Source organism: Psychrobacter immobilis (assembly GCF_904846175.1).
Classification (GTDB): domain Bacteria; phylum Pseudomonadota; class Gammaproteobacteria; order Pseudomonadales; family Moraxellaceae; genus Psychrobacter; species Psychrobacter immobilis_E.
Genome location: NZ_CAJGZM010000001.1, coordinates 92,612 through 115,688, shown reverse-complemented (window position 1 = coordinate 115,688; position 23,077 = coordinate 92,612). Strand labels below are relative to the sequence as shown.

The following is a 23,077-nucleotide window of genomic DNA, read 5'->3' as shown; positions in this document are numbered from 1 at the left end:
TATTGACTTAAGTGTTATAAGCTTTGAGAATTCTCAACGAATGCAATTTAGCAAAATTATTGCTATAAAAGTAAGCAATTAAAGTAGTCTAAACATTTCTAATTCTTTTTATTCGTATTAAATCCAACCTATAATGTTTGGTTTATTTTAATAAACAGTTAATAAAAACAAACAAGAAGCTCCTATTTACTATCAGATTTATATCATAAGGTCGTCTTAATTGTGCTTATTTTAGACTATTCATATTTCATAATGGTTTTTAGCAAAAAACCTCATTAAGCATTTAATGTTTAGATAGCTATCAAGGAGATTAAGATGAACAAAATACCCGCAAATGTAGGATTAACCAAAGCGCGACAGGTATTATGGGTAACGTTGTTCGCCGGTATTCTCGGCGTCACGGCTTGTAGCAATGAAAGAGAAGATGTGGTGGCAGATTCGACCGAAGTGACAGATGAAGTTGCGGTTGTTGAGGAGAGCGAAGTAGGCAATGATATTAATGAAGGCACAGAAGTTGTCGAAACGGGCATGACTGCAGATGGCATGGCAGCGTCGGATAATGACGGTGAGCAAAAAGCCGATGATACCGTCACTGTCAATGAAAATAATTCAAATTTAGACCAAACACCTGCAGATGGTGTGCAGTAAACAATTGAATAGCTATTAATCTGAACTCGAAATGTTGGGTATTATTGGATGTTATAGCGATATTATTCAATCATAGGCTTTAAAGATAACAGTTAAAGAAAATAAAAAACTAAGTAAAATAAAAAGCCCACTGACAAAATCAGTGGGCTTTTTATTTATATAGCAGACACTCATGTCTGGACTGCATTTGACTGAACTTAGACTGCCCAGCAAGAACAACCAAAAGCGCCGAAAAAGTCTTTAAAGTTAGATACCGGTGCTTTCGAAGTCCACGCTTTGGCATGGTTGTGACCATGCAGCGTACAAGCACTGGCACAGCCGCAAGACATTGCTGCTTGATTCATAAGTGGCGCTAGGGAGTTTCTACCAGCGCCTTCAGGCTCGCCCCATGCACCGTAACCACCATATTGATTGACTGGCGACCAATCCGGCATCGCCGGTGGTAGTGGGGTGTCATAACCTGAGAACTCACCATCGGCATAGACAATCTTGCCACCAACAACCGTCATATTTGAGGTTAAGTAAGCAATCTCGTTTTCTGCTACGCTAAAGAAATCTTTACTTGGGACGATAAAATCCGCCAAATGTCCGACTTCGATGCGACCACGTTCGCCTTCTTGGTTAGAAAACCAAGCGACCTTTTCGGTCCACATCCTTAGTGCCGTCTCGCGATCAACGAGATTGTCTTGCTCATAAAGCTTCATACCGCCAACAGTCTTGCCAGTAATTAACCATGCTAACGATACCCAAGGGTTATAAGAGGCGACGCGTGTGGCATCGGTACCGGCAGAGACATTGACACCGCTATCTAACATTTGCTTAACAGGTGGGGTATTGGCCGCTGCCGCTGTGCCATAGCGCTCGGCGAAATATTCACCTTGATAGGCCATACGGTGCTGGACAGCAATCCCGCCACCAAGCTCAGCGATACGGTCGATATTGCGCTGTGAGATGGTTTCGGCATGGTCAAAGAACCAGTTTAAACCATCAATAGGAATATCTTGATGCACCTTTTCGAACACATTTAACGAGCGCTCAATAGTTTCATCATAAGTGGCATGCATGCGCCATGGCCATTTATTCTGTGCCAAAATTCGTACCACTTCTTCAAGGTCGCCTTCCATTTCTGGCGGCATCTCTGGACGTGGTTGGCGGAAATCTTCAAAATCTGCTGCTGAAAATACCAACATTTCACCCGCGCCATTGTGACGGAAATAATCATCGCCTTGCTTGTAATTAGTGGTTTGCGTCCAATTTAAGAAGTCTTCTTTTTCTTCTTTTGGCTTTTGGGTGAATAAGTTATACGCCATGCGTACGGTCAGCAGATTGTCGTCATTCAGTTTTTGTACGACTTCATAGTCGTCAGGGAAATTCTGTGAACCACCGCCAGCGTCAATAATGCCTGTAACCCCTAAGCGGTTGAGCTCACGCATGAAATGACGCGTAGAGTTCACTTGGTAGTCAAAGGGCAGCTTTGGACCTTTGGCTAGGGTGGCGTACAAGATAGTAGCATTCGGCTGCGCGAGCAGCAAACCAGTCGGATTGCCATTGGCATCACGTTGAATCTGACCACCTGGCGGTTCTGGCGTGTCTTTGGTATAACCAACGGTACGCAGCGCTGCGGCATTAAGTAGGGCGCGATCATATAAATGTAGAATGAAAACGGGCGTATCTGGTGAAATAGCGTTAATTTCGTCTAACGTTGGTAAGCGCTTTTCGACAAATTGATTTTCGGTAAAACCGCCAACGATACGTACCCACTGCGGCGAAGGTGTTTTATCCACTTGTGCCTTTAGCATAGACATGGCGTCTGCTAATGAGCGTACCCCATCCCAGCGCAGCTCCATATTATAGTTGAGACCACCACGAATCACGTGCGTATGGTTGTCGAATAGACCCGGTATCACGCTACGACCATTGAGGTTAATGACCTTGGTATTGGCACCAGCCAGTTCTCTGATGTCTTTGTCGTTACCAACGGCAATAAAGCGATCATCTTTAATCGCCACCGCACTAGCAGAAGGTTTGGCGCGATCCAACGTCGTCATTTTGCCGTTATAATAAATAATGTCAGGGCTTGTCATAATATTATCCTAGTAAAGGTAAGAGAATTCCTTATCACAGCAGTTGGTCTTTTTTGCCAGTATCAGCAAGCAAGAAATTGGCGCTATCTTTAAAGTCCTATTGCTCAACGTGCTATTACTTAACGTCTTGTTTTCCACAAAGCCACTTCTCAGCGTCTTGTCATTTTAAAAGCGATTCATCGTTTTCTATGTCTTTTGCAATTGATACGATTTTAGGGTGTTGAGTGGCAGGTGTGTCAATTGGCATTGCTATCTTCTCAGCGCTAAAAGAGTTGTCAGCGACCAGCTGCTTGCCAAACGGTATCATTTGTTCGCCTATTAACATTCCTAATAATCCAATCAATGCAGCGACAGGTGGCGCAGGTGAGCGTACCTGTAGCACCCCATAAAGTAGGCCTGCAAGAATACCGACAACCAATGAGATAATATAAATTTTCATATGCTTAACGTTTCTAATGAAGGGTTATAGCCTCTGATATCGGCTTAATCGGTTTTAATTTTTGCTTGGTTAAGACTTAGTTAAGTTCAAACATAGTTAAGTGAAGGCTTTACTAAAGCTTTGGACAAAATTAAATCTTAACCAAGCTGAGTTGCTATTAGTTTTTAAAACCTATATTATTTTTTTAGCAGCGCAGGGTTCGGACCGATACTACCGATAGACTGAGCGCGGGCAGGGGCTTTATGTACCATCGTATATGCATAATCGACACCCATACCATAAGCACCAGAATGCTCTCTGACGATGTCCATCACCGCATCATAAGTGGCTTTATTGGCCCAATCACGTTGCCACTCTAATAGCACTTGTTGCCAAGTCACTGGAATCACGCCTGCTTGCATCATACGCTCCATCGCATATTGGTGGGCTTCAACAGAAGTACCGCCAGACGCATCCGCCACCATATAGATTTCATAATCAGTGTCTTGCATGCATGATAATGCGAAAGATAAATTGCAGACTTCAGTCCATAGGCCAGATACCACGATTTTTTTACGACCATTAGCAGCATGTTTTGCCAAGGCATCACGGACGTTTTGATCATCCCAAGAGTTCATTGAAGAACGTTCAAGGGTTTCATTTTCAGGAAAAACACTTAACAGTTCAGGGAAGGTATTACCAGAAAAGCTGGCTGTTTCAACTGCCGTGATAGTCGCCGGAATATTGAAAGTTTTAGCCGCTTTTGCTAAGCCAACGACGTTATTTTTTAAGCTTTGACGATCGATTGACTGTACGCCAAATGCCATCTGTGGCTGTTGATCAATAAAGATGATTTGGCTGTTTTGTGGGTTCAACAACTCTAGAAGATTCTTAGACATCTCGACATTCCTTTTAATGGGCTGAAGTTAACTGCAATTAATCATTGATAATTATCAATAAAGGTATATTAGCTGTTGATGGCAAACGGATAAATAGCATTATTTACAAATGTAATTTCTCATTTAAAGAACAGTTCATTATAAAAATAAAAATAAAAATAAACAGAAGCCATAAAAAAACGCCATACTAACCAGCATGGCGTTTATATTATTTGGGCGATAAAATTATCAAGATTTTAGACGATTTTAACGATTTCTTTCGGTAGATTATAGTAGTACTGTACTCCGACGCCATAGGCTCCCGCGTGCTCTTTAATAAGTGAAGAGTACAGTAAGGATATGTCTTAAGTACCAGTCGCTTCTTTTAATGCCTGCTTATCACGCATTTTTATCGCTGCATATAGCACTGGCAGGATAAAGGGTGCAATCGCCCATAAACCAATGTAGATATATAGCACGGCGCCAATAAATGCGCCTATCGTAAAGCTGGCTACCAAGGTAAAGCTGTGTCTGAGGCTGTCCATATTGCAATTGTTACGGTCGAAGACATAATCTGATAAATCAATACCTAGCTGCGTGGTATTACCCGTCATCAAAAGCGTTGGTTTCATTTTACCCATCACACTTTTGCCAGCGGTATTACGAATCGCAAAGGCGGTCAAACCTAAGAAACCGGTAAAGGCAACCTCTAATGTACCTGCCTGCTCAAAAGGTCCAAAGTAAACAGCAGAGGCTAAGAAAGCCAATAAAAATACCACCTCAGCGAACAGTAAGTTACTTAAAATGGGCTTATTGGCACTGGTTATATTGATCATACGTTTGGTGATAATCACGGTAATCAAAAACACTGGCAATGCGCCGAGTTTGACCCATAAACCATCGCCGCCTTTGACCAAACCACCACCAGCCATCACTAAGTTACCTGTGACGTGGTTGGTAAAGAAGCCGAGTAGGCCGATAAAACCAATGGTATCAATCGCGCCGCCCACGGTGGTCAACATGACTGGAATCTGATAGCGCTGCCAAAATGTGAGCTTCGCCGCTGAGTCTTTGTCTTTCATGCTATCGTTTGCCTCTGGATTAGCCATGCCGTTCTCCTATAAAGTTGCTCTATTTACTGACGGATTTCTATCAACTTTGATGGTCTTAACTTATCTGTCAGATGCTCAGCAATATGGCTATCAAGTGAGCCAATGCGTCGCTACTTAATAGGTTGGGTCTTTAGTAGCAGGACCATAAGTTATATACATAGTAAAGGGTCAGCTTAATGAGATAAATAACCGTTATCGCAAATATAAGTTCTGATTTAGATAACAATCATAAAATAGGCTAGATGAAAGTAAGTAAAAAGGTATTAAAGAACTTTTGGCAAAACTTCATAGAATAAAGTTGTATAGATATCAAATAAGCCAGACTAGGCGAGAGAAGGTAGGGTTTTACGGTGTAATAGTATTGATTTCGCCATTAAAAAAACCGATCTGTTAGCAGACCGGTTTTTAAGGATGATTGTGTTTATATGTATGTTTATGCTTATATTCGAATGATAATTATTCGAGATAGCTTTTAAGTGCGAGATATTTAGCGACTGGTAAAGGTGATGGTCTTAGAGCCATTAGTAGATGGCTGACTAATCGTTACTTTGCTGTCTAAAATATCGCCGCGCGCATTGATTTTATAGCATTCTGACGAGCTGCCATTAGGATCGTTACTGAGTAGTAAGTTAGCTGAAGTCTCTATACAAAACCACGCGGTATTATTACTGTCTCTGGTCAAAGACCAATCTTGATTATAAGTGCCTATTTTTTGACGCATACTTCTATCAGCATAGACGTCCTCTTTAATCAGTTTGCTAGAGGCACCAACCGTTGCCATTTTGGGAATGGTTGTGGTTTGATTCGATAGTGAATATTTACCTGAGCTATCAGTAAAGCCATGGAATACCAATGGATTAAGAGTAAAGTAGTTAATGGCGACTGATTGATCAGTGACTTGATTGTTGACTTTATTGATGGTATTTACTTCAGCGCCTTGTACTTGTTTATTATTAAATACCATGCTGCCTTTGGGTGTCACTTTGATATCTGCAGAGGCTGTTTGATTGCCGACGTTCGCCACTAAGCTCTGGCTACGAGCTTTGGTATAGATATTGAGCATGGCTGCTTCAACGGGATATTGAGTGACAATGTTGTTTGAATTGCCCGGCATGGTGCCATCGTTCATACCGCCTGCACAAGCGCTTAAGCCTACCGATACAGCGACAATTAATCCTAATCTTTTCATGGTTTATTCCCTCGATTTATTTAAATTCAGTTTATTAATAAGCTATAGACCTATCTACTATAATCGAATTTATAAGTGATGACATCTGCTGTGTATCCTTGCGCCTGCCATCCTTACATCATTATAACAACTGATTATTTTATAGAAATTTATTGAATAAATGAGCGATAAAAACTGCTAGCCAAAGTCATCTAAAAGGCGTAAGAAAGCTATTTGCTATGATTGCTCATACTAGCATCAGTTGTTTGCTGGACGATTTGTTCGACTTGCATAAAATCTGTATGCCGCACATCTTTGCCGCTGGTGCAAAAAATAACCAGCTCAGCAATGTTTTTAGCGTGATCGCCCACCCGTTCTAGGGCGCGTAACACCCAAAGTATGTTAATCACTTTAGACACATGGCGGCTGTCTTCCATAATATAGGTCATCAAGGCTCGAGTGGCAGATTGGTACTCTTCATTAACCGCTGTATCACTTTGCAATACCGAAAACGCTTGCTGAGGATTCATATGCGAAAAGGCGTCAATGGCATCGAGCAGCATCAAGCGCACCTGATTGGATAAATGCTGAACCTCTGAATAGCCTCTTGGAGAGGCGCCATCTTCAATCAATTTACAGGCCATACGGGCGATTTTTTCTGCTTCATCACCCACACGTTCAAAGTCAACAATACCTTTACTAATGGCCATGACCAAGCGCAAATCATTGGCGGCTGGTTGGCGCTTGGTGACTAATAAAATGATTTGTTCATCGATTTTAATCTCTAGCTGATTGATTAGATGGTCGTCTGCAATCACTTTTTTTGCAGTTGCTTCATCTGCAGCTATCAAGGCGCGTGTTGCAACCATGACTTGCTCTGCTGCTAGGTGACCCATTTGTATAAACAGCTCAATCACGTCATGTAAGTCATTATCAAAACTCTTTGATAAATGCTTTGCCATTATCGCCATGCTTACTTCCTTAATCGTATTGATGTTGCTCATAAAAATATTGTCAAAATGAGTAGCGTGATAAATGACTGCTAGAAATGATTGCTTTAAATATCATCATTAAATAACGCTTCTAAATAAACAGCAATTTAGCCATAACGACCAGTAATATAATCTTCCGTCGCTTTTTGGGCGGGATTGGTGAATATTTGATCTGTTTCACCCATTTCTACCATATCTCCCAAATACATATAAGCGGTATAGTCGGAGACACGTGCAGCCTGCTGCATGTTGTGGGTCACGATAGCAATCGTATAGTCGTTTTTTAAATCAGTAATCAAATCCTCAATTGCGCCGGTAGAGATGGGATCAAGCGCTGATGTTGGCTCATCTAATAGCAATACTTCAGGTTTCGTTGCTACCCCGCGGGCGATACAAAGTCGCTGCTGTTGACCGCCAGATAGTGACAATCCTGAGGCTTTTAGTTTGTCTTTGACTTCTAGCCATAACGCCGCCTTTTTCAATGCCCATTCGACACGCTCATCTAACTCCGCTTTGCTGAGTTTTTCATAGAGACGCACGCCAAATGCCACGTTGTCATAAATGGACATCGGGAAGGGTGTGGGCTTTTGAAAAACCATACCGACGCGTGCACGCAGCAAATTAACATCCATGTCTTTTGCTAGGATATTTTGGCCATCAAGGGTGATTTGACCTTCAGCATGCATACTCGGATATAAGTCATACATACGGTTAAAAGTACGTAGTAGTGTTGATTTTCCACAGCCTGAAGGACCAATAAAAGCCGTTACTCTTTTCTCTGGAATGTCGATATTGATATTTTTTAATGCTTGAAAATCACCATAATAAAAGTCCAAATCGCGAATGGTAATCTTGGCAGGCGGCATGTTGTCTGGCATGTCCGCCATGGTTTGCTTGATAAGATGGGCGATATCTGGCTGTTTATGCTGACCATTGTTAAACATAGCGTCATCCAGTAAACGGCGTTTGCTGCTGGTATCTGTCATCGGCTTAGTCGCTTTTCTCTCTAATAAATCAGTCATAATGGTATCCATCTGTTTTAAAGTTTTATTAAATGGGGGTGTTTTTTTGCTATTAGCTGTGCTTCTGTTAGCCTTTAATTATCTGCTATGGTCTTTGCCACCGATAAAGCGCGCCGCAATATTTAAGAATAATACTGTCGCGGTAATGAGTAGCGCTGCTGCCCAAGCCAGTGCATGCCAGTTGTCATAAGGACTCATGGCAAACTGATAAATCGTATTGGGTAAGTTGGCCATCGGTTGGCTCATATCGGTACTAAAGTATTGGTTGTTTAGCGCAGTGAATAGCAAGGGCGCGGTCTCACCGGTAATACGAGCAAAAGCGAGCAGCACACCTGTGGTTAGACCAGCTTTGGCAGCTTTCAGTGTCACTGTACTGACCAGCTTCCATTTTGGCGTACCCAGTGCATAAGCGGCTTCGCGCAGTGTGTTAGGCACAAGGTTTAGCATGTTTTCTGTCGTACGCACGACAATAGGAATCACAATTAGCGCCAATGCCAATGCACCGGCCCAACCCGAAAAGCTCTGCCCCTTGACCATCAGAGCATAAATGAACAGACCAATCACGATAGATGGGGCAGACAATAAAATATCGTTTAAAAATCGGGTGACTTTACCCAGCATACTGCCATGTGAAAACTCTGCTAAATAAATGCCTGCCATCATGCCGATTGGCGCACCAATCGCCAAGCCCGAAAAAGCCAACATCACTGAGCCAACAATAGCGTTGCGTAGACCACCTTCGCCCATCGGTGGCGGGGTATCTGCCATAAAGACAGGCATCTCGATTAAACCTTGAAAGCCTTCAATAAATAGCGTAATCAAAATCCAAATCAGCCAAAACAAACCAAATACAATCGCTGATAAGGCAAAACCAAGCCCCAGTCTATTAATAAAACGGCGCTTGTTATAAAGACGCTTGTTGTAGCGATCTTCAAAGCTTACAGAAGGCTGGCTTGGCTGCGTAGTTTGAGTAGTGACTGGTGCTAAAGTCATGAAGTGTTTGTCCTTCTTAGGTCAAATAATGGCTGCAAATAACGTGTTTAATTTGTTTTGATTTGATTGGTTTTGTTAGCTTTTAAAATAAGGTGTTTAATTACCTGCTTTTTGGTCAATACGCATGAGCATCAGCTTAGATATTGATAGAACGATAAAGGTAATGATAAACAGTATTAACCCTAAATGTAGTAATGAGGCTAAATGCAGCTCACTTGACGCTTCGGCAAATTCATTGGCCAGCGCTGAAGTAATGGTCACTCCAGATGTAAATAGGCTTGGGCTGATATTAAAGGCATTACCAATTAGAAAGGTCACTGCCATCGTTTCCCCTAATGCGCGTCCAAGCCCTAAAATCACGCCACCAACTACGCCCGCTTTGGTATAAGGCAAGATGATTTTGAACATAACTTCCCACGTAGTGGCGCCCATGCCATATGCCGATTCTTTTAGCAGGTCTGGCACCACAGAGAAAACATCGCGCATGGTGGCGGCAATAAAGGGAATAATCATAATCGCCAGTATTAACGAAGCGGTAAACATCCCTAATCCCATCGGCGCACCGGTAAAAACCTTGCCAATAATAGGTAGAGGACCAATATTTTCAATAAACCAAGGCTGAATATGATCACCAAAAAACGGCGCAAAGACAAACAAGCCCCACATGCCATAGATGATAGAAGGGATACCTGCCAGCAGCTCGATAGCAATTCCCAGTGGCTTTTTCAAAAAATTGGGGCAAAGTTCCGTTAGAAAGATAGCAATCCCAAAGCTGACTGGCACGGCAATACAGATAGCGATAAGAGAAGTGACCACCGTCCCATAAATGGGTGCAAGCGCACCGTATTGATCGTTTATCGTATCCCAGTTATTGCTGGTATAAAATCCCAAACCAAACTTAGTGATACTTGGCCATGCGCCGACAATCAATGACAGCATGATGCCGCCAAGCGACAAGAGCACCAATATTGCAAATGCTTTGGTGGCGTTGACAAAAACCGCATCGTAGCGTTTTTGTTTTGCCAGTTGGGATTTTAGGTCTGCCATAAAAGCCTCTGTTGTTTATCGCTCTAACTTTTAATTGTGTTAATGATTAATCGTATTAACGCTTGATTGTGTGAAAGCTTAGTTATGTGAAAGCTTAGGGGTTTTAGCTTTAGCGTCTTACCGTAATAAACTGTGTTATCTAACAACTATCTGTTAAGTTCACTACGGCTAAGACGTCACCAAGCAAACACGCTTTTAGTATTTGCTTGGTAACATTGGTTAGCTTGTTCTCAATTTGCTTCTTTTTGAATTACTAAGTTGCCAATTATGAAGTTGCGAATTACTGTGCTGAGGTATAAACAGGCTTACCTTCGCTATCTACCACCTCGTTCCATTTCGCTTTAAATAAAGCCACGGCCGTATCAGAAAAAGGCACGTAATCGAGGCTCATCGCATCATCATCGCCTTGGGTATAAGCCCAGTCAAAGAAGTTAAGGACGCCCGCCACTTGCTTGGCGTCTTTTGGTTGTTTATGGACTAAGATAAAGGTAGCGGCGGCGATAGGCCATGCTTGAGCCGTTTCAGAGTTGGTGATGACTTTATAAAAGCCTTCTTGCTTTGACCAATCGATGTCACCAGCGGCGGCGAATGTTTGCGCAGATGGTTGAACGACATTGCCGGCAGCATTTTTCAGGGCAACGTGTGACATACCATTTTGCTTAGCATAGGCGTACTCGACATAGCCGATAGAGTTTTTCATACGATTCACATAGCTTGAAACGCCTTCGTTACCTTTACCGCCAGCACCGGTTGCCGAGGTTGGCCATTTGACGGTTTTGTCGACGCCAACATTGTCTTTCCAGTCGTTTGAGACTTTGGCTAAGTAATCAGTAAAGTTAAACGTTGTCCCCGAACCGTCTGAACGGAACACCGTGGTAATAGCCGCTTCAGGAAGGGTTAAATCAGGGTTCATGGCTGCGATGACAGGGTCATTCCATTTGCTGATTTTGCCAAGATAGATGTCAGCTAGCATTTTTCCATCTAGCTTTAATTGACCAGGCGCAACGCCATCGATGTTGACGATAGGTACTACGCCACCGATAACGGTTGGGAATTGAATCAGACCGGCTTCGTTTAATTCAGCTGGCGTCATTGGCGCATCAGACGCCCCAAAATCAACGGTTTTTGCGACGATTTGTTTGATACCACCCGATGAACCAATCGACTGATAATTCACTTGACCGCCTGTTGCTTTATTATAGGCATCTGACCATTTAGCATAGATAGGCTGCGGGAAAGAGGCGCCAGCACCGGTGATATTCATCGATATATTGTCTGTCGATTGGACGTCTGTTGATTGGACGTTTGCGGTGTCGGTAGACGCGGTGGTTGATTGCGCCGAAGTAGCTGGCTCATTGCTTTCATTACTATTGGGGGTTTGATTACAAGCAGCTAAGGTAAAGGTACTCGCGACTGCTAAAGCCATTAATGAATAACGCATTATTTCTCCTAAAAAGTAATCAGATTTAAGTATGGGGCGTTTATGAATAACAATGTCGATGCCCAGTTTTTTAGTAATGTATTGCTAACGATGTTTGGTTAGCAATGTTTTGCTGCAAAGACGCTCGGTGGTCAATGAGCATATTGTGCCGAGCAAATATGACAGTTTGATGAAATAAGACATTTTTATGAAAAAAGTCGGTCAATTAAAGAGATAGCCCAATAGAGCGGTCATTTAAGCGGATTGCAGCTGATACCTAGAGCAAAATTCGTTATGATGAGCCGTTGGTTTTTTGGGGGAGTAAGGGTTTAAGGCTAAGTCTTTAAAGTGACATTTTTAAAGTGCAATGATTAAAAAGCCCTGTTTGAAGTGGAATATTTAAAGTAAAGTGCTTGAGGCGCAGTGTTAGGGCATAGCATTTAAAGTATCGAGCTACTGTGTCATCAAACTGTCATAATTAAGCCGTTTAATGGGCAGGGGTTGATAAGTGCTTAGTATTCTTATTTTCTAATTTTTTGTCTTTCAATAATGAGGCGATAGTATGCGCAATGAGCAGATTTTGATTGTCGAAGATGAACCTGCAATTCGTGAGATGGTAGTAATGACGCTAGAGATGGCGGGCTTTGAGAGTTTACAAGCGGCTGACGTCGCAGAGGCGCATCAGCAAGTGGTTGACCACAGACCTGCTTTGATTTTGCTAGATTGGATGTTACCAGGCGATAAAAGCGGTATTGATTTTTGCCGCATGCTCAAAAGCGATGAGATGCTGGCTGAGATACCGGTGATTATGCTGACTGCAAAAAGTGAGGAAGATAGCAAGGTTCATGGGCTTGATGCGGGCGCTGATGACTATATGACCAAACCTTTTTCAACGCGTGAATTAATCTCCAGAATCAAAGCTGTATTACGTCGTAGTCGTGCACTTAGTAGCGATAAGCTAATTGAAATAGGCAAGCTTAGTCTCGATCCTAAAAGCCAACGCATCACCGCTGATAATAAAGTCATTGATATCGGTCCGACAGAATATCGATTGTTGGCATTTTTTATGAGTCATCCGGAGCGTGCTTATACGCGCACCCAGCTGCTAGATCAGGTATGGGGCGGCAATGTCTATATCGAAGACCGCACGATTGATGTGCATATCAGACGCTTGCGCAAATTACTACAGCCTTATGATTGCAGTGCTTTGATTCAAACGGTTCGCGGTACCGGTTATCGGTTTTCTAGTCTGGTTGAATGACGCTATCGATATTTAGAAAAATAGCCCATTATTTATAAGGCAGCGAAACAGCGGTAAGAAGATTCAGTGCTAAGAGGCATAAATATTTAAAATTATAAGAACTAAAAACCATAAATACTAATAATAAGTGCTAAGCATCATACTGTTAATAGAGAAGAGAGAAAGACATGATAACGCCTAGGGACATAGAGCAAGAGGACATAGAGCAATACTCCACCGATCAGCTTAAAAAAATCAGAAGTGCCTTACGCGCACTGCGAGATGCGGTTATCTTGCTAAATGACGATGATGGTTTGGAGTGGTGGAATCAGGCCGCCGAAGATTTATTATTGCTGCAGTCAGCGGATCATGGCAAAAGTATTTTTGATTTTATTAACGTCCCCGAGTTCCAGCAATACTATCAGACCATGGTGGCACCCAATGATGGTGTGCATATGAAATCATGGCGTGACCCTAACCGTTATCTCAAGTGCGAGCTTACGCCTTTTGGCGATGAAAAACTGCTGATTATTTATGATGTGACCCGCTTACAACATCTAGAGCAAATGCGCCGCGACTTTGTTGCCAATGTCTCTCATGAGCTACGAACGCCACTGACCGTCCTAATGGGCTATTTGGAGAATTTTTCAGATCAGGAAGATGTGCCGCGGCAATGGCGACGCGGGTTTGAGCTAATGACGCAGCAGACTGCGCGTATGAATAGAGTGGTCAATGACTTATTGCTATTGTCTCGAATTGAAATCGAAGAAACACATGAGCTGCATTATATTGATATGACTAAGCTGCTCACTCATGTCTATGATGACGCGCAGGCTTATAACCAAGAATATGGCCATACGCTGCATTTACAGATAGACACCTATGATGGTCTATATGGCTCGGAGATGTATCTAAACAGTGCTTTATCCAATCTGGTCATCAATGCCATCAAATATACGCCAAAAGCAGGTAATATTGTCATTAGTTGGGCAAAAACTGTAGAAGGCTGTCGGTTTGCCGTCACCGATGATGGTATTGGTATTGCGCCACAACATGTCGCACGGTTAACCGAACGTTTTTATCGAGTGGACAGCGGACGCAGTCGTGCAACAGGTGGTACAGGGTTAGGGCTGGCGATTGTAAAACATGTTCTCTATCAATATGATACGACCTTACAAATTGAATCGTCAGAAGGCAAAGGCTCGACATTTAGTGCCGTTTTCCCAGCCCCTCATATTCGATCTGCTCCTATGGGCTAATATTAAACTCGTAGCCGTGAGCAGAGTTTTTTTAAAAACTACTGTCAATTATTAGGGCGTGTCCTCAATGCATTTTGCAATGAATGATAGTGCAGGCCAGGTAAAGCATAGACTTAAAATTACGAGCCAACTTCTTATAGCGATTCGCTATGCTGCGAAGCCATGCATGCGGGCCTTATCTCTGATAGCTGTTGCTTGTAGCCGCGCCCATAATCTATCGGTTAATGCTTGTATAGCCATTTTTCTATATCCCTTATATCGTCTGAAATGCATACTTTGTTTTAGAAAATATATACAGTTTTTCGAATTGGGGGCACGTCCTAAAAACCAATGCGATTTTTGATGTTCGAGAATGTAAGGGTTTGCAGTACTCTCTTAGTTTCTAGTTATACGCAAATCAAGAATCAAGCCAAGAGTAAAGGAACAAGCGCTATAATAAGCAACCAAACTTGATAACGAGTGTGGCATAAACTCCTTTACACAGTGATGGATAACCTATTGAGTTTAGTATAAGTTTTTTTCACATAAGTCTTTAAATTTACAAAATACCATTAAGGAAAGATTATGCATATCACGGCAAATTTTGACGCAGGTAATATTGACGTTATTAGTTTAGAAGATAGAAAAAATATTCAACTAGCAATTCGCCCGGACGTTGGTGACGAGTTTTTTCAGTGGTTTAACTTTCGCCTGACAGGTCAGGTTGGCGAACAATATGTGCTTAATATTGTCAATGCAGGGCAGGCGTCATACCTTGAAGGTTGGGAGGATTATCAAGCGGTTGCTTCGTATGATCGGGAGTATTGGTTCCGCCTGCCAACCTCTTATAAAGACGGCACGTTAACCATAGTAGCAGAGCTTGAGTGCGACACCATTCAAATTGCGTATTTTGCCCCTTACAGTTATGAGCGTCATCAAGATTTATTGGCAACTGTACAAACGCACCCATTGGTGACATTAGAGCATTTAGGCGAAACGCTTGATAAGCGCGATTTAACCTTAGTGAAAGTTGGTGATGGCGATAGCAATAGTGATGGGAATAAGCGCAATATTTGGATCACCGCGCGTCAGCATCCGGGCGAGACGATGGCTGAATGGTTGGTTGAGGGATTGTTATATAGCCTACTAGATAGTGATAACGCCACTGCTAAATTATTATTAGAAAAGGCGAACTTCTATATTGTGCCAAATATGAACCCTGATGGCAGTGTGCGCGGACATCTACGTACTAACGCCGTCGGAACGAATTTAAACCGCGAATGGTTGAATCCAAGCTTAGAGAAAAGCCCTGAGGTATTGCATGTCATCAATAAAATGGAAGAAACAGGCGTTGATCTATTTTATGATGTGCACGGTGATGAAGCGCTGCCTTATGTGTTCTTAGCGGGCTCACAAGGAACGCCAAGTTATAATGACCGTCTTGCAGGTCTACGTGATAAATTTTCAGACGTCTTAAAATTAGCTAGTGCCGATTTTCAGTCTGAATTTGGTTATGACGTTGATGCGCCGGGCACCGCGAACATGACCATCGCCACCCACTGGGTGGCTGAACGTTTTGATTGCTTGGCCAATACTTTAGAGATGCCATTTAAAGACAATGCCAATCTTCCGTTTGAGGATGCAGGCTGGTCACCAGAGCGTTCAATTAAGCTCGGCGAGGCCTCGTTAGTTGCGATGTTGGCGGTCGTGGATGAGTTGCGTTAGTTAATGATTTAAAGCAGTGTCAAGATTCAAGTGAAAATAATCATAGATATCGTTTTTGATAAAATATTAACCATTTAAAAATAGCGCCCATTCTAGGCGCTATTTTTGTTTCTCGTAATAAAGACAATAATCAATGACTGGTAGACATCATCTCTCATTAAGATTAGGTCTTAACTATATATGGTTACCATTTATAGTTGGTTTTGATCTGTGTTTCTAAAAACTTAGTTGCAACGCTATTATAAAGGTCGCAATCTACTACACCTTTAGTGAAGTCAGTATCAGAGTCTTCTTGTACATCTTTTTGATAATAATAAGCATTATAAACTAAACCATTATATTGAACTGCTGCCTCGATTTCACCATTTTCATCGGTATATCTGACCGCTGTCAGCTCATTATTACGACCGACTTTTTCGTTGATTATATTAGTTACAGTATTATATTTTCTTTGTTCATCAAGCCATTCGTTAATAGTAATATCTTCTCTAGAGGCTAAATCATAAAAAGTATAGTATGACTGAGAAGGTGTTTCTTGTAAGATATAACACTGCGAACCTGTAGGGAAAGCAGCATTGCTTTGGAAGCCATCGTAACTTAAATCAGTATTAATACCAGTTTTTGCGTTGACAGCTAACTTTTTAACGCCGCTGAGATCTAACGTCTTGATATCATAAACAGCGTCTATGGAACGGTTATCGGTCTGGATTTTTAAATTAAAGCTATCGCTATCAATAAAATTAACTTTATAGAAGGAGTTGTCAAATCCATCTTTGACTTTTGCGAATGTCTTATCAGCAACGTAGTAGTCATGATTATTTTCTTCATCGCCTATGCTAATTTGATAAGCATTATCAGAGCTGCCAACTACAGTAGAGGTGGTACGAGTCAAACCGTTGTTATTAATCTTAAATGTGGTTTTACCCCAACCCTTTTTGTATAAACCATTTGAAACATCAGTAAACGAATCAAATGCTGTGTAGTTCAGCTCGTTATTAACTATGGGGCCAGTATTATTATCAGTAATGATGGTTGAGTCTGAATCATCACTTCCGCAGCCTGTTACTATTAAGGTGCTTGCTAATAAAATGCCTGTGTATAGCTTACTGACTTTCATATCTTTACCTATTGTTGATTCCTAGTAAGAAACGTAATAATAGGGAAAACTTTTTTAAATTGCAAAACAAAAATTCAGTATTAACACTGTTGCTACAGTAATGCGCTATTCTTAATAATAGACAGTATCTATATTGTCATGCCTAAAAAATATTAACACAGCCAAAATTTAATCATTAAATTAAGTGATATTTAAGAGCTTATCTTCATACGGATTTTAATGAATGGTAGGTTATTTAAAAGATGCAATTGAAAATACCCAAGCTATTGTTAATGATAACAATATCAGAACAAAAGGTATTTTGTTAAATGAAAAAACTAGCCTATGAGACCAGTTTTTGATGGCTAATTGTCAAATATTTAAACGAGTAGGCTACTAAGTTTATAGGGTGCTCACTTTAAGCGTATCAGCCTTGAGAAGTACTGTATTCCTCATTTTGACCAACGATTTCAATATAGTTAGGATTTAAATCAGACAACTTTTCTGCACCTGTCAAAAGCATGGTCGACTTGAGCTCATTATTTAAGAAGTTAATGACTGACTCAACGCCCTGCGCGCCGCCCAATCCTAAGCCATAAAGCATCGGACGACCGACTGCTACGGCATCTGCACCCATCGCGATAGCACGAATAATATCAATACCTCGGCGAATACCACCATCTAAAATAACTGGAACACGTTTATTGACCGCTTTAACGATAGGCGGTAGTGCTGTGATACTGGCAGGCACGCCATCGATTTGACGACCACCGTGGTTAGAAACCTGAATAGCATTAGCGCCAGCACGAATAAATCTATCGGCATCATCAGGACGCAAAACACCTTTCACGATCACAGGTAATCCTGTCAGCTTCTTAATAAATTGAATGTCAGCCGTAGTCAAAGATGTCTTTTGATCAAAGAAGTTACCAAAGCCATCTTTTTTAGGATCATGATTACCAAAGTTGCGGTTAGGACGGAAAGCGCTGCCCATGGCTTTAAAGGCATCCGGCTGTCCTGGACCTAGCGCATCAGCTGTCAAAATAATAGCGCTGTAGCTTGCATCTTTAGCACGAGTAAGGAGTGAGCGCGTGACTTGTAAATCATTATTCCAATAGAGCTGAAACCATTTTGGCCCCGTCGTTGCTTTGGCAATTTCTTCGAGCGTTGCATTAGATGCACCCGATGAGCAATATAATGTGTTGGCAAGGCCTGCACCGCGTGCGGTATCTTTTTCACCTTGGTCATGAACTATGGCATGCGCGCCCATAGGAGCGACCATGATAGGCGACTGCATCTTTAAGCCTAGCAGTTGCGTAGAGATATCGATGTTGTCTTTGGTCAAGCCGATCAAACGTTTGGCAGCAATATGATAATCGTTAAAAGCGCGGCGGTTTTCGCGTAGCGTCCACTCGTCACCAGCGCCGCCCGATACAAACTCATAGCTCGCTTTTGGAATCACGCCGCGTGCTTCGACTTCTGGGCGGTCTAGGCTAATCGCTTTTTAGTGAGTACGTCATTGACTGTTGGGGTACAAACAGCCTTTATTTTGGGCTTTGTCCTAGCCGTTTGCGGACTGATTATGTCGTTTTTTATTAAATCAAAAGCTGATTGAAGTATACTCAATTGTTCTAAAATTAAGAACTGTGTTTTGCCGTTATCTCTGTTTATAAGATTATTTATCACCGCATATAGTAATACTATAAGTTCAACTAAAAGATAGGAGTAGGACGATGAGTACTATAAATAACACCAATGACACTCAACACATCAATGATAAGCTCAGCACATTACAAAATCGTACGGTCATGCAGCAACTACCTGGCATGCCAACTTCTGACGGCGCTGGGGTGAAATTAACTCGTATTATTGGTACGCCGCAATTAGATATGCTAGATCCTTTTCTGATGCTTGATTGTTTTGAGAGTGACGATGCTGATGATTATGTGGCCGGCTTCCCGACACATCCACACCGTGGTTTTGAGACGGTGACTTATTTGCTCAATGGTCGTATGCGTCATAAAGATAATGCTGGTAACGAAGGGGTAATCGAGCCGGGCGGTGTACAGTGGATGACGGCTGGCAAAGGCATTTTGCATTCAGAGATGCCAGAGCAACAAGAGGGTTTGTTAAAGGGTTTTCAGTTGTGGGTTAACTTGCCTGCCAAATCCAAAATGAGTGAGCCTGGATATCAAGAGTTTTTGCCTGAATCAACGCCGCTTGAACAGCGTGATAATGGTATTAAAATTCGAGTGATTGCCGGTGAAACCAACCAAGGTACGGTCGGTCCAGTCATTAATGCTCATACTTATCCCACTTATATGGATGTCAGCTTACCTGCCAATACTACTTTCGATCAGACGTTAGTGAATGAGCATAATGCTTTTATCTACGTGATAGAAGGTGAGGTTTCTGTTCAGGACTCTACAAGTAGCGCACAAGGTAAAGCCAATAATACTGTCAAAGCGAAAAACTTAGCGGTCCTAAGCAAAGGCGATAATATTACAGTGAGCAGCAATATTAATGGCGCACGGTTTTTATTAATCGCTGGAAAACCGCTTAATGAGCCAGTGGCGCGTATGGGGCCTTTCGTGATGAATACTCAGACAGAAATACGTCAAGCGGTTGAAGATTTCCATAGTGGTAAGTTTGGACAACCTGCGTAACAGACCTTTGTAAAAGTCCTTTATAAATAATACAAGCCCGTTGATATCGTATCAGCGGGCTTTTTTTGATGGATATTAGTGATTTTGGCATTCAAATTAATAGACCAAATACCTGAATTTAACAGTATTACTAAGAAACCCGCTAGCTCTAAGGTGGTAGGGCAAATGCGTGCTTGAGTTTTATAGTATAATAGAGAATCCATGTCAGATAGCTCATGGTCAGCCTTTACTTTTATGCTTGCGCTTCTAAGCTAGTACTTCTAGGCTTGCTTATAAAGAAGGATGGTATCAAAAACAGCTTATCAAAATTGACAGATGGTTTTCATCATTTAAAACGTGCTCAAATTGCCATGACTAACTAACTAACTAATAGTTAATAGCTAATTATTATCTGTGTTTTCTTAAAAACACGAAAAATACTAAGTATTCAAACGACTACTTTTTATACCACCACACGTCTCATTAAGAAGATTTAATTATGCCAAACGAACGTCCTTTATATATCCCCTTTGCTGGACCAATATTGTTAGAGATGCCTTTATTGAATAAGGGTAGTGCTTTTACCTCGGATGAGCGTGATAGCTTTAATTTAACCGGTTTATTACCGTACAACATCGAGACCATCGAGGAGCAGTCATTACGCGCTTATCATCAGCTTAGCTCCTTTAGCAGTGATATGGATAAGCATATTTATTTGCGTAATATCCAAGATACCAATGAGACCTTGTTTCATCATTTGATTGAGCAGCATATCGAGGAAGTGATGCCGCTCATCTATACCCCAACGGTCGGGCAAGCTTGCGAACAATTCTCCAAAATTTATCGCCGTAAACGTGGTTTGTTTATCTCTTATCCTGAGCGTCATAAAATCGATGACATCTTGCAAAATGCTACCAAACAAAAGGTAAGAGTAATCGTAGTAACCGATGGTGAACGCATATTGGGCTTAGGTGACCAAGGTATTGGCGGCATGGGCATCCCGATTGGTAAATTGTCTTTATATACGGCTTGTGGCGGCATCAGCCCGGCTTATTGTTTACCGATTCTATTAGATGTGGGCACCAATAATAAACAGCTACTTGATGATCCTATGTACATGGGCTGGAGAAATCCGCGTATCTCTGGTGCTGAATACGATGAGTTTTTAGATTTATTTATTCAAGGGGTTAAACGTCGTTGGCCAGAGGTGCTATTGCAATTTGAAGATTTTGCACAGGAAAATGCGACCCCATTATTAAATAGATATCGTGACGAATTGTGCTGCTTCAATGATGACATTCAAGGTACCGCGGCGGTTTCAGTCGGCACATTGATTGCGGCCTGTTTAAACAAAGGTGAAAAACTCAGTCAACAAAGAATCGCCTTTTTGGGTGCAGGGTCAGCGGGCTGCGGTATCGCTGAACATATCATTCGCCAAATGCAGCGTGAAGGCTTGAGTGAGGCGCAGGCGCGTAGCCAAGTATTTATGGTAGACCGTTATGGTTTGCTTACCGATAGCATGACAGAGTTGCAAAAATTCCAAGTACCATTGGTCCAAAAAGAATCCGCGCTTGCAGCATGGGATAAGAGTCAAAAGCTCGGTTTAGCGCAAGTGGTTAAACAAGGGAAAGTCACCGTATTGTTTGGTGTCAGTGGGCAAAAAGGTCTGTTTACCCAAGAGGTGATTGAAACCTTATGTGTTAATACGGAACATCCCATTGTATTGCCGCTTTCAAACCCAACCTCTCGCGTTGAAGCAACGCCTCAGGAAGTGACAAATTGGAGCAAGGGAAAAGCCATTATTGCAACAGGCAGTCCTTTTCCTGATACTACTTTTGAAGGACAGACTTTTGAAGTGTCTCAATGTAATAACAGCTATATATTCCCAGGCATTGGCCTAGGTGTATTAGCAGCACGTGCGACGGGTATCAGCGATAATATGTTAATGGCGGCAAGCCAAGCACTGGCGGATATATCAGTGAAATATGTAAAAGCTCCGGGCGCAATATTACCGCCAATTAGAGTGATTAGAGAGATCAGTGAAGAGATAGCTTATGCCGTTGCATTACAAGCGGTTGAAGATAAATTGGCCTTACCTATAACGATAGAAAATTTAGAACGTCGTTTAAAAGCCAACTTCTGGTTACCTAAATACCGTAATTATCGTCGTACGTCCTTTTAGTTTTCAAAAGTACCGATAAAAAAGCGTTAAAAATAAAAACCTCTTAAATCCCTGCTAAAGCGGATTTTAAGAGGTTTTTTTTGTATTTATCATTTGTCTTAATTTACTTGTGGCAAAGGCAAACTTATAAAGTAACGCTCTGTTTAAAGCCTTCTAACTACTGATCTACCTACTTAAAGGCTTCCACGTTATATAAAAATGGCGAGTAGGGGGTTTTACGATTGTAACGAACGAATAATTGATAACGATAAATAAACCCCATTATACTTGCTGGTCTAAAGTAATAACCGCCTGTTTTAACCAAGTACCTGCCTTACCTAACGGCTTTTCTTTATGCCAAATCAGCTCAACCGCAACCGGCCAGCTGTGCTTATCAAAATCCAGCTTTGGTGATACCAAAGAGCCATCCTTTAACGCATCAACGATAATATGCTCAGGCACCAACGCCCAACCAAGGTTACGTTGGACAAGCTCAATAATCACCCACTGACTCTCAACCCACCAGACATCAGCGGCCACCCGTAGGCGTGATTTTTCTTTACTTTCATTGCGCGTCGCGACAATGAGCTGACGGTATCTTTTTAAGTCCTCCCAGCTGACCACTTTGTTTGCTATTTCATGTTCAGGCGCACACACCATTTTAAGCGGAATCCAGCCTAAGGTGTGAAAGCTAATAGCTGACGGTAAATCTTCTTGGCTCCACATAATGCCCAAATCCGCGCGCTTTTCTAAAATCAAACGACTGACATCTTCCATGATGGGTAGCAGCAGTTCTAACTCCACAGTAGGAAACAAGTTATCAAACTCATCAAGCAATCGCGCCAGCCATTCTGATGGATAAAGGTCATCGACTGCTAGCACCAATCGGCTTTCGACCCCTTCACTTAAGCTTTTAGCCACCCCAAAGAAATGCTCGCAGCGCTCCAATATTAAGTACGCCTCTGCTAGCAGACGTTTACCTTCTTCCGTCAATTCAGGATAGCGACTATTTCGAGTAAACAAGACGTTGTCCAAGTCGATTTCTAAATTTGCCACCGCCGCACTAACCGATGATTGTGCTTTGCCAAGCCGCCGTCCTGCTGCTGAAAACGAGCCCGTTTCTACCGTTGCCACAAATGCTTGCAGCTGCTCTAAAGAAAAATTCATGTATCGGTTTTTCCTATAGATAG

Annotated in this window: 19 protein-coding genes and 1 pseudogene; 6 read left to right on the top strand and 14 right to left on the bottom strand. The window is 42.0% G+C overall.

Annotation, left to right across the window (positions count from 1 at the left end; genetic code table 11):
• Positions 1–315 precede the first annotated feature (315 nt).
• Positions 316–648: a hypothetical protein gene (locus tag JMW39_RS00475; protein WP_201542977.1), complete on the top strand. Its 333-nt coding sequence runs from the start codon at positions 316–318 to the stop codon at positions 646–648.
• A 197-nt stretch (positions 649–845) separates the two neighbouring features.
• Here the strand turns inward: JMW39_RS00475 and JMW39_RS00470 are convergent, their stop codons facing one another.
• The 10 genes from JMW39_RS00470 to pstS form a co-directional block, all read right to left on the bottom strand.
• A complete protein-coding gene (locus JMW39_RS00470) occupies positions 846–2,732 on the bottom strand; it encodes an amidohydrolase (RefSeq protein ID WP_201542976.1) in 1,887 nt (628 codons plus the stop codon).
• A gap of 160 nt (positions 2,733–2,892) precedes the next feature.
• On the bottom strand, positions 2,893–3,171 hold the full coding sequence (locus tag JMW39_RS00465; protein ID WP_201542975.1) for a DUF1427 family protein: 279 nt from the start codon (positions 3,169–3,171) through the stop codon (positions 2,893–2,895).
• 176 nt (positions 3,172–3,347) lie between these two features.
• The gene (locus tag JMW39_RS00460; RefSeq protein ID WP_201542974.1) at positions 3,348–4,049 is read right to left on the bottom strand and encodes a hydrolase; all 702 of its coding nucleotides are present in this window, start codon (positions 4,047–4,049) and stop codon (positions 3,348–3,350) included.
• 344 nt (positions 4,050–4,393) lie between these two features.
• A complete protein-coding gene (locus JMW39_RS00455) occupies positions 4,394–5,110 on the bottom strand; it encodes a YoaK family protein (RefSeq protein WP_201543482.1) in 717 nt (238 codons plus the stop codon).
• A 517-nt stretch (positions 5,111–5,627) separates the two neighbouring features.
• Positions 5,628–6,329: a hypothetical protein gene (locus JMW39_RS00450; protein ID WP_201542973.1), complete on the bottom strand. Its 702-nt coding sequence runs from the start codon at positions 6,327–6,329 to the stop codon at positions 5,628–5,630.
• Positions 6,330–6,538: 209 nt separating this feature from the next.
• Complete coding sequence (gene phoU / locus JMW39_RS00445) at positions 6,539–7,279, bottom strand: phosphate signaling complex protein PhoU (protein WP_201543481.1); 741 nt, start codon at positions 7,277–7,279, stop codon at positions 6,539–6,541.
• A gap of 128 nt (positions 7,280–7,407) precedes the next feature.
• Entirely contained in the window at positions 7,408–8,187 is a 780-nt protein-coding gene (gene pstB, locus JMW39_RS00440; protein WP_201543480.1) for a phosphate ABC transporter ATP-binding protein PstB, read from the bottom strand.
• 213 nt (positions 8,188–8,400) lie between these two features.
• Positions 8,401–9,315 carry a phosphate ABC transporter permease PstA gene (gene pstA, locus JMW39_RS00435; RefSeq protein WP_201542972.1) on the bottom strand — a complete coding sequence of 305 codons (915 nt, stop codon included), beginning with the start codon at positions 9,313–9,315 and terminating at the stop codon, positions 8,401–8,403.
• Positions 9,316–9,411: 96 nt separating this feature from the next.
• A complete protein-coding gene (gene pstC / locus JMW39_RS00430) occupies positions 9,412–10,362 on the bottom strand; it encodes a phosphate ABC transporter permease subunit PstC (protein WP_201542971.1) in 951 nt (316 codons plus the stop codon).
• A gap of 280 nt (positions 10,363–10,642) precedes the next feature.
• Entirely contained in the window at positions 10,643–11,803 is a 1,161-nt protein-coding gene (gene pstS / locus JMW39_RS00425; RefSeq protein WP_201542970.1) for a phosphate ABC transporter substrate-binding protein PstS, read from the bottom strand.
• 541 nt (positions 11,804–12,344) lie between these two features.
• Here pstS and phoB point away from each other — a divergent pair.
• Together phoB and phoR are read left to right on the top strand one after the other, a co-directional pair.
• On the top strand, positions 12,345–13,043 hold the full coding sequence (gene phoB, locus JMW39_RS00420) for a phosphate regulon transcriptional regulator PhoB (RefSeq protein WP_201542969.1): 699 nt from the start codon (positions 12,345–12,347) through the stop codon (positions 13,041–13,043).
• A 167-nt stretch (positions 13,044–13,210) separates the two neighbouring features.
• Complete coding sequence (gene phoR / locus JMW39_RS00415; protein WP_201542968.1) at positions 13,211–14,281, top strand: phosphate regulon sensor histidine kinase PhoR; 1,071 nt, start codon at positions 13,211–13,213, stop codon at positions 14,279–14,281.
• 64 nt (positions 14,282–14,345) lie between these two features.
• Here phoR and JMW39_RS00410 read toward each other — a convergent pair.
• Positions 14,346–14,438, bottom strand: a pseudogene (locus tag JMW39_RS00410) (IS5/IS1182 family transposase); the annotation flags it as partial.
• Positions 14,439–14,845: 407 nt separating this feature from the next.
• Here JMW39_RS00410 and JMW39_RS00405 point away from each other — a divergent pair.
• Positions 14,846–15,985, top strand: coding sequence for a M14-type cytosolic carboxypeptidase (locus JMW39_RS00405; protein ID WP_201542967.1), 1,140 nt, complete (start codon positions 14,846–14,848; stop codon positions 15,983–15,985).
• Between the two features lie 184 nt (positions 15,986–16,169).
• Here JMW39_RS00405 and JMW39_RS00400 read toward each other — a convergent pair whose 3' ends face one another.
• Together JMW39_RS00400 and JMW39_RS00395 are read right to left on the bottom strand one after the other, a co-directional pair.
• The gene (locus tag JMW39_RS00400) at positions 16,170–17,102 is read right to left on the bottom strand and encodes a hypothetical protein (RefSeq protein ID WP_201542966.1); all 933 of its coding nucleotides are present in this window, start codon (positions 17,100–17,102) and stop codon (positions 16,170–16,172) included.
• Positions 17,103–17,508: 406 nt separating this feature from the next.
• Positions 17,509–18,543, bottom strand: coding sequence for an alpha-hydroxy-acid oxidizing protein (locus JMW39_RS00395; RefSeq protein WP_201542965.1), 1,035 nt, complete (start codon positions 18,541–18,543; stop codon positions 17,509–17,511).
• Between the two features lie 271 nt (positions 18,544–18,814).
• Between JMW39_RS00395 and JMW39_RS00390 the strand changes: the two genes are divergently transcribed.
• Complete coding sequence (locus JMW39_RS00390) at positions 18,815–19,747, top strand: pirin family protein (RefSeq protein WP_201542964.1); 933 nt, start codon at positions 18,815–18,817, stop codon at positions 19,745–19,747.
• Between the two features lie 478 nt (positions 19,748–20,225).
• A complete protein-coding gene (locus JMW39_RS00385; protein ID WP_201542963.1) occupies positions 20,226–21,908 on the top strand; it encodes an NAD-dependent malic enzyme in 1,683 nt (560 codons plus the stop codon).
• A 261-nt stretch (positions 21,909–22,169) separates the two neighbouring features.
• Here the strand turns inward: JMW39_RS00385 and JMW39_RS00380 are convergent, their stop codons facing one another.
• The gene (locus tag JMW39_RS00380) at positions 22,170–23,054 is read right to left on the bottom strand and encodes a LysR family transcriptional regulator (RefSeq protein ID WP_201542962.1); all 885 of its coding nucleotides are present in this window, start codon (positions 23,052–23,054) and stop codon (positions 22,170–22,172) included.
• Positions 23,055–23,077 lie beyond the last annotated feature (23 nt).

Excerpts from the sequence above, each read along its gene's own strand:
- phoU (WP_201543481.1), bottom strand. The coding sequence starts at position 7,279 with ATGGCGATAATGGCAAAGCATTTATCAAAGAGTTTTGATAATGACTTA.
- pstB (WP_201543480.1), bottom strand. The coding sequence starts at position 8,187 with ATGGCGGACATGCCAGACAACATGCCGCCTGCCAAGATTACCATTCGC.
- JMW39_RS00405 (WP_201542967.1), top strand. The coding sequence starts at position 14,846 with ATGCATATCACGGCAAATTTTGACGCAGGTAATATTGACGTTATTAGT.
- JMW39_RS00455 (WP_201543482.1), bottom strand. The coding sequence starts at position 5,110 with ATGAAAGACAAAGACTCAGCGGCGAAGCTCACATTTTGGCAGCGCTAT.
- pstC (WP_201542971.1), bottom strand. The coding sequence starts at position 10,362 with ATGGCAGACCTAAAATCCCAACTGGCAAAACAAAAACGCTACGATGCG.
- pstS (WP_201542970.1), bottom strand. The coding sequence starts at position 11,803 with ATGCGTTATTCATTAATGGCTTTAGCAGTCGCGAGTACCTTTACCTTA.
- JMW39_RS00390 (WP_201542964.1), top strand. The coding sequence starts at position 18,815 with ATGAGTACTATAAATAACACCAATGACACTCAACACATCAATGATAAG.
- JMW39_RS00470 (WP_201542976.1), bottom strand. The coding sequence starts at position 2,732 with ATGACAAGCCCTGACATTATTTATTATAACGGCAAAATGACGACGTTG.
- phoB (WP_201542969.1), top strand. The coding sequence starts at position 12,345 with ATGCGCAATGAGCAGATTTTGATTGTCGAAGATGAACCTGCAATTCGT.
- JMW39_RS00465 (WP_201542975.1), bottom strand. The coding sequence starts at position 3,171 with ATGAAAATTTATATTATCTCATTGGTTGTCGGTATTCTTGCAGGCCTA.
- pstA (WP_201542972.1), bottom strand. The coding sequence starts at position 9,315 with ATGACTTTAGCACCAGTCACTACTCAAACTACGCAGCCAAGCCAGCCT.
- JMW39_RS00380 (WP_201542962.1), bottom strand. The coding sequence starts at position 23,054 with ATGAATTTTTCTTTAGAGCAGCTGCAAGCATTTGTGGCAACGGTAGAA.
- JMW39_RS00450 (WP_201542973.1), bottom strand. The coding sequence starts at position 6,329 with ATGAAAAGATTAGGATTAATTGTCGCTGTATCGGTAGGCTTAAGCGCT.
- JMW39_RS00385 (WP_201542963.1), top strand. The coding sequence starts at position 20,226 with ATGCCAAACGAACGTCCTTTATATATCCCCTTTGCTGGACCAATATTG.
- JMW39_RS00400 (WP_201542966.1), bottom strand. The coding sequence starts at position 17,102 with ATGAAAGTCAGTAAGCTATACACAGGCATTTTATTAGCAAGCACCTTA.
- JMW39_RS00460 (WP_201542974.1), bottom strand. The coding sequence starts at position 4,049 with ATGTCTAAGAATCTTCTAGAGTTGTTGAACCCACAAAACAGCCAAATC.
- phoR (WP_201542968.1), top strand. The coding sequence starts at position 13,211 with ATGATAACGCCTAGGGACATAGAGCAAGAGGACATAGAGCAATACTCC.
- JMW39_RS00475 (WP_201542977.1), top strand. The coding sequence starts at position 316 with ATGAACAAAATACCCGCAAATGTAGGATTAACCAAAGCGCGACAGGTA.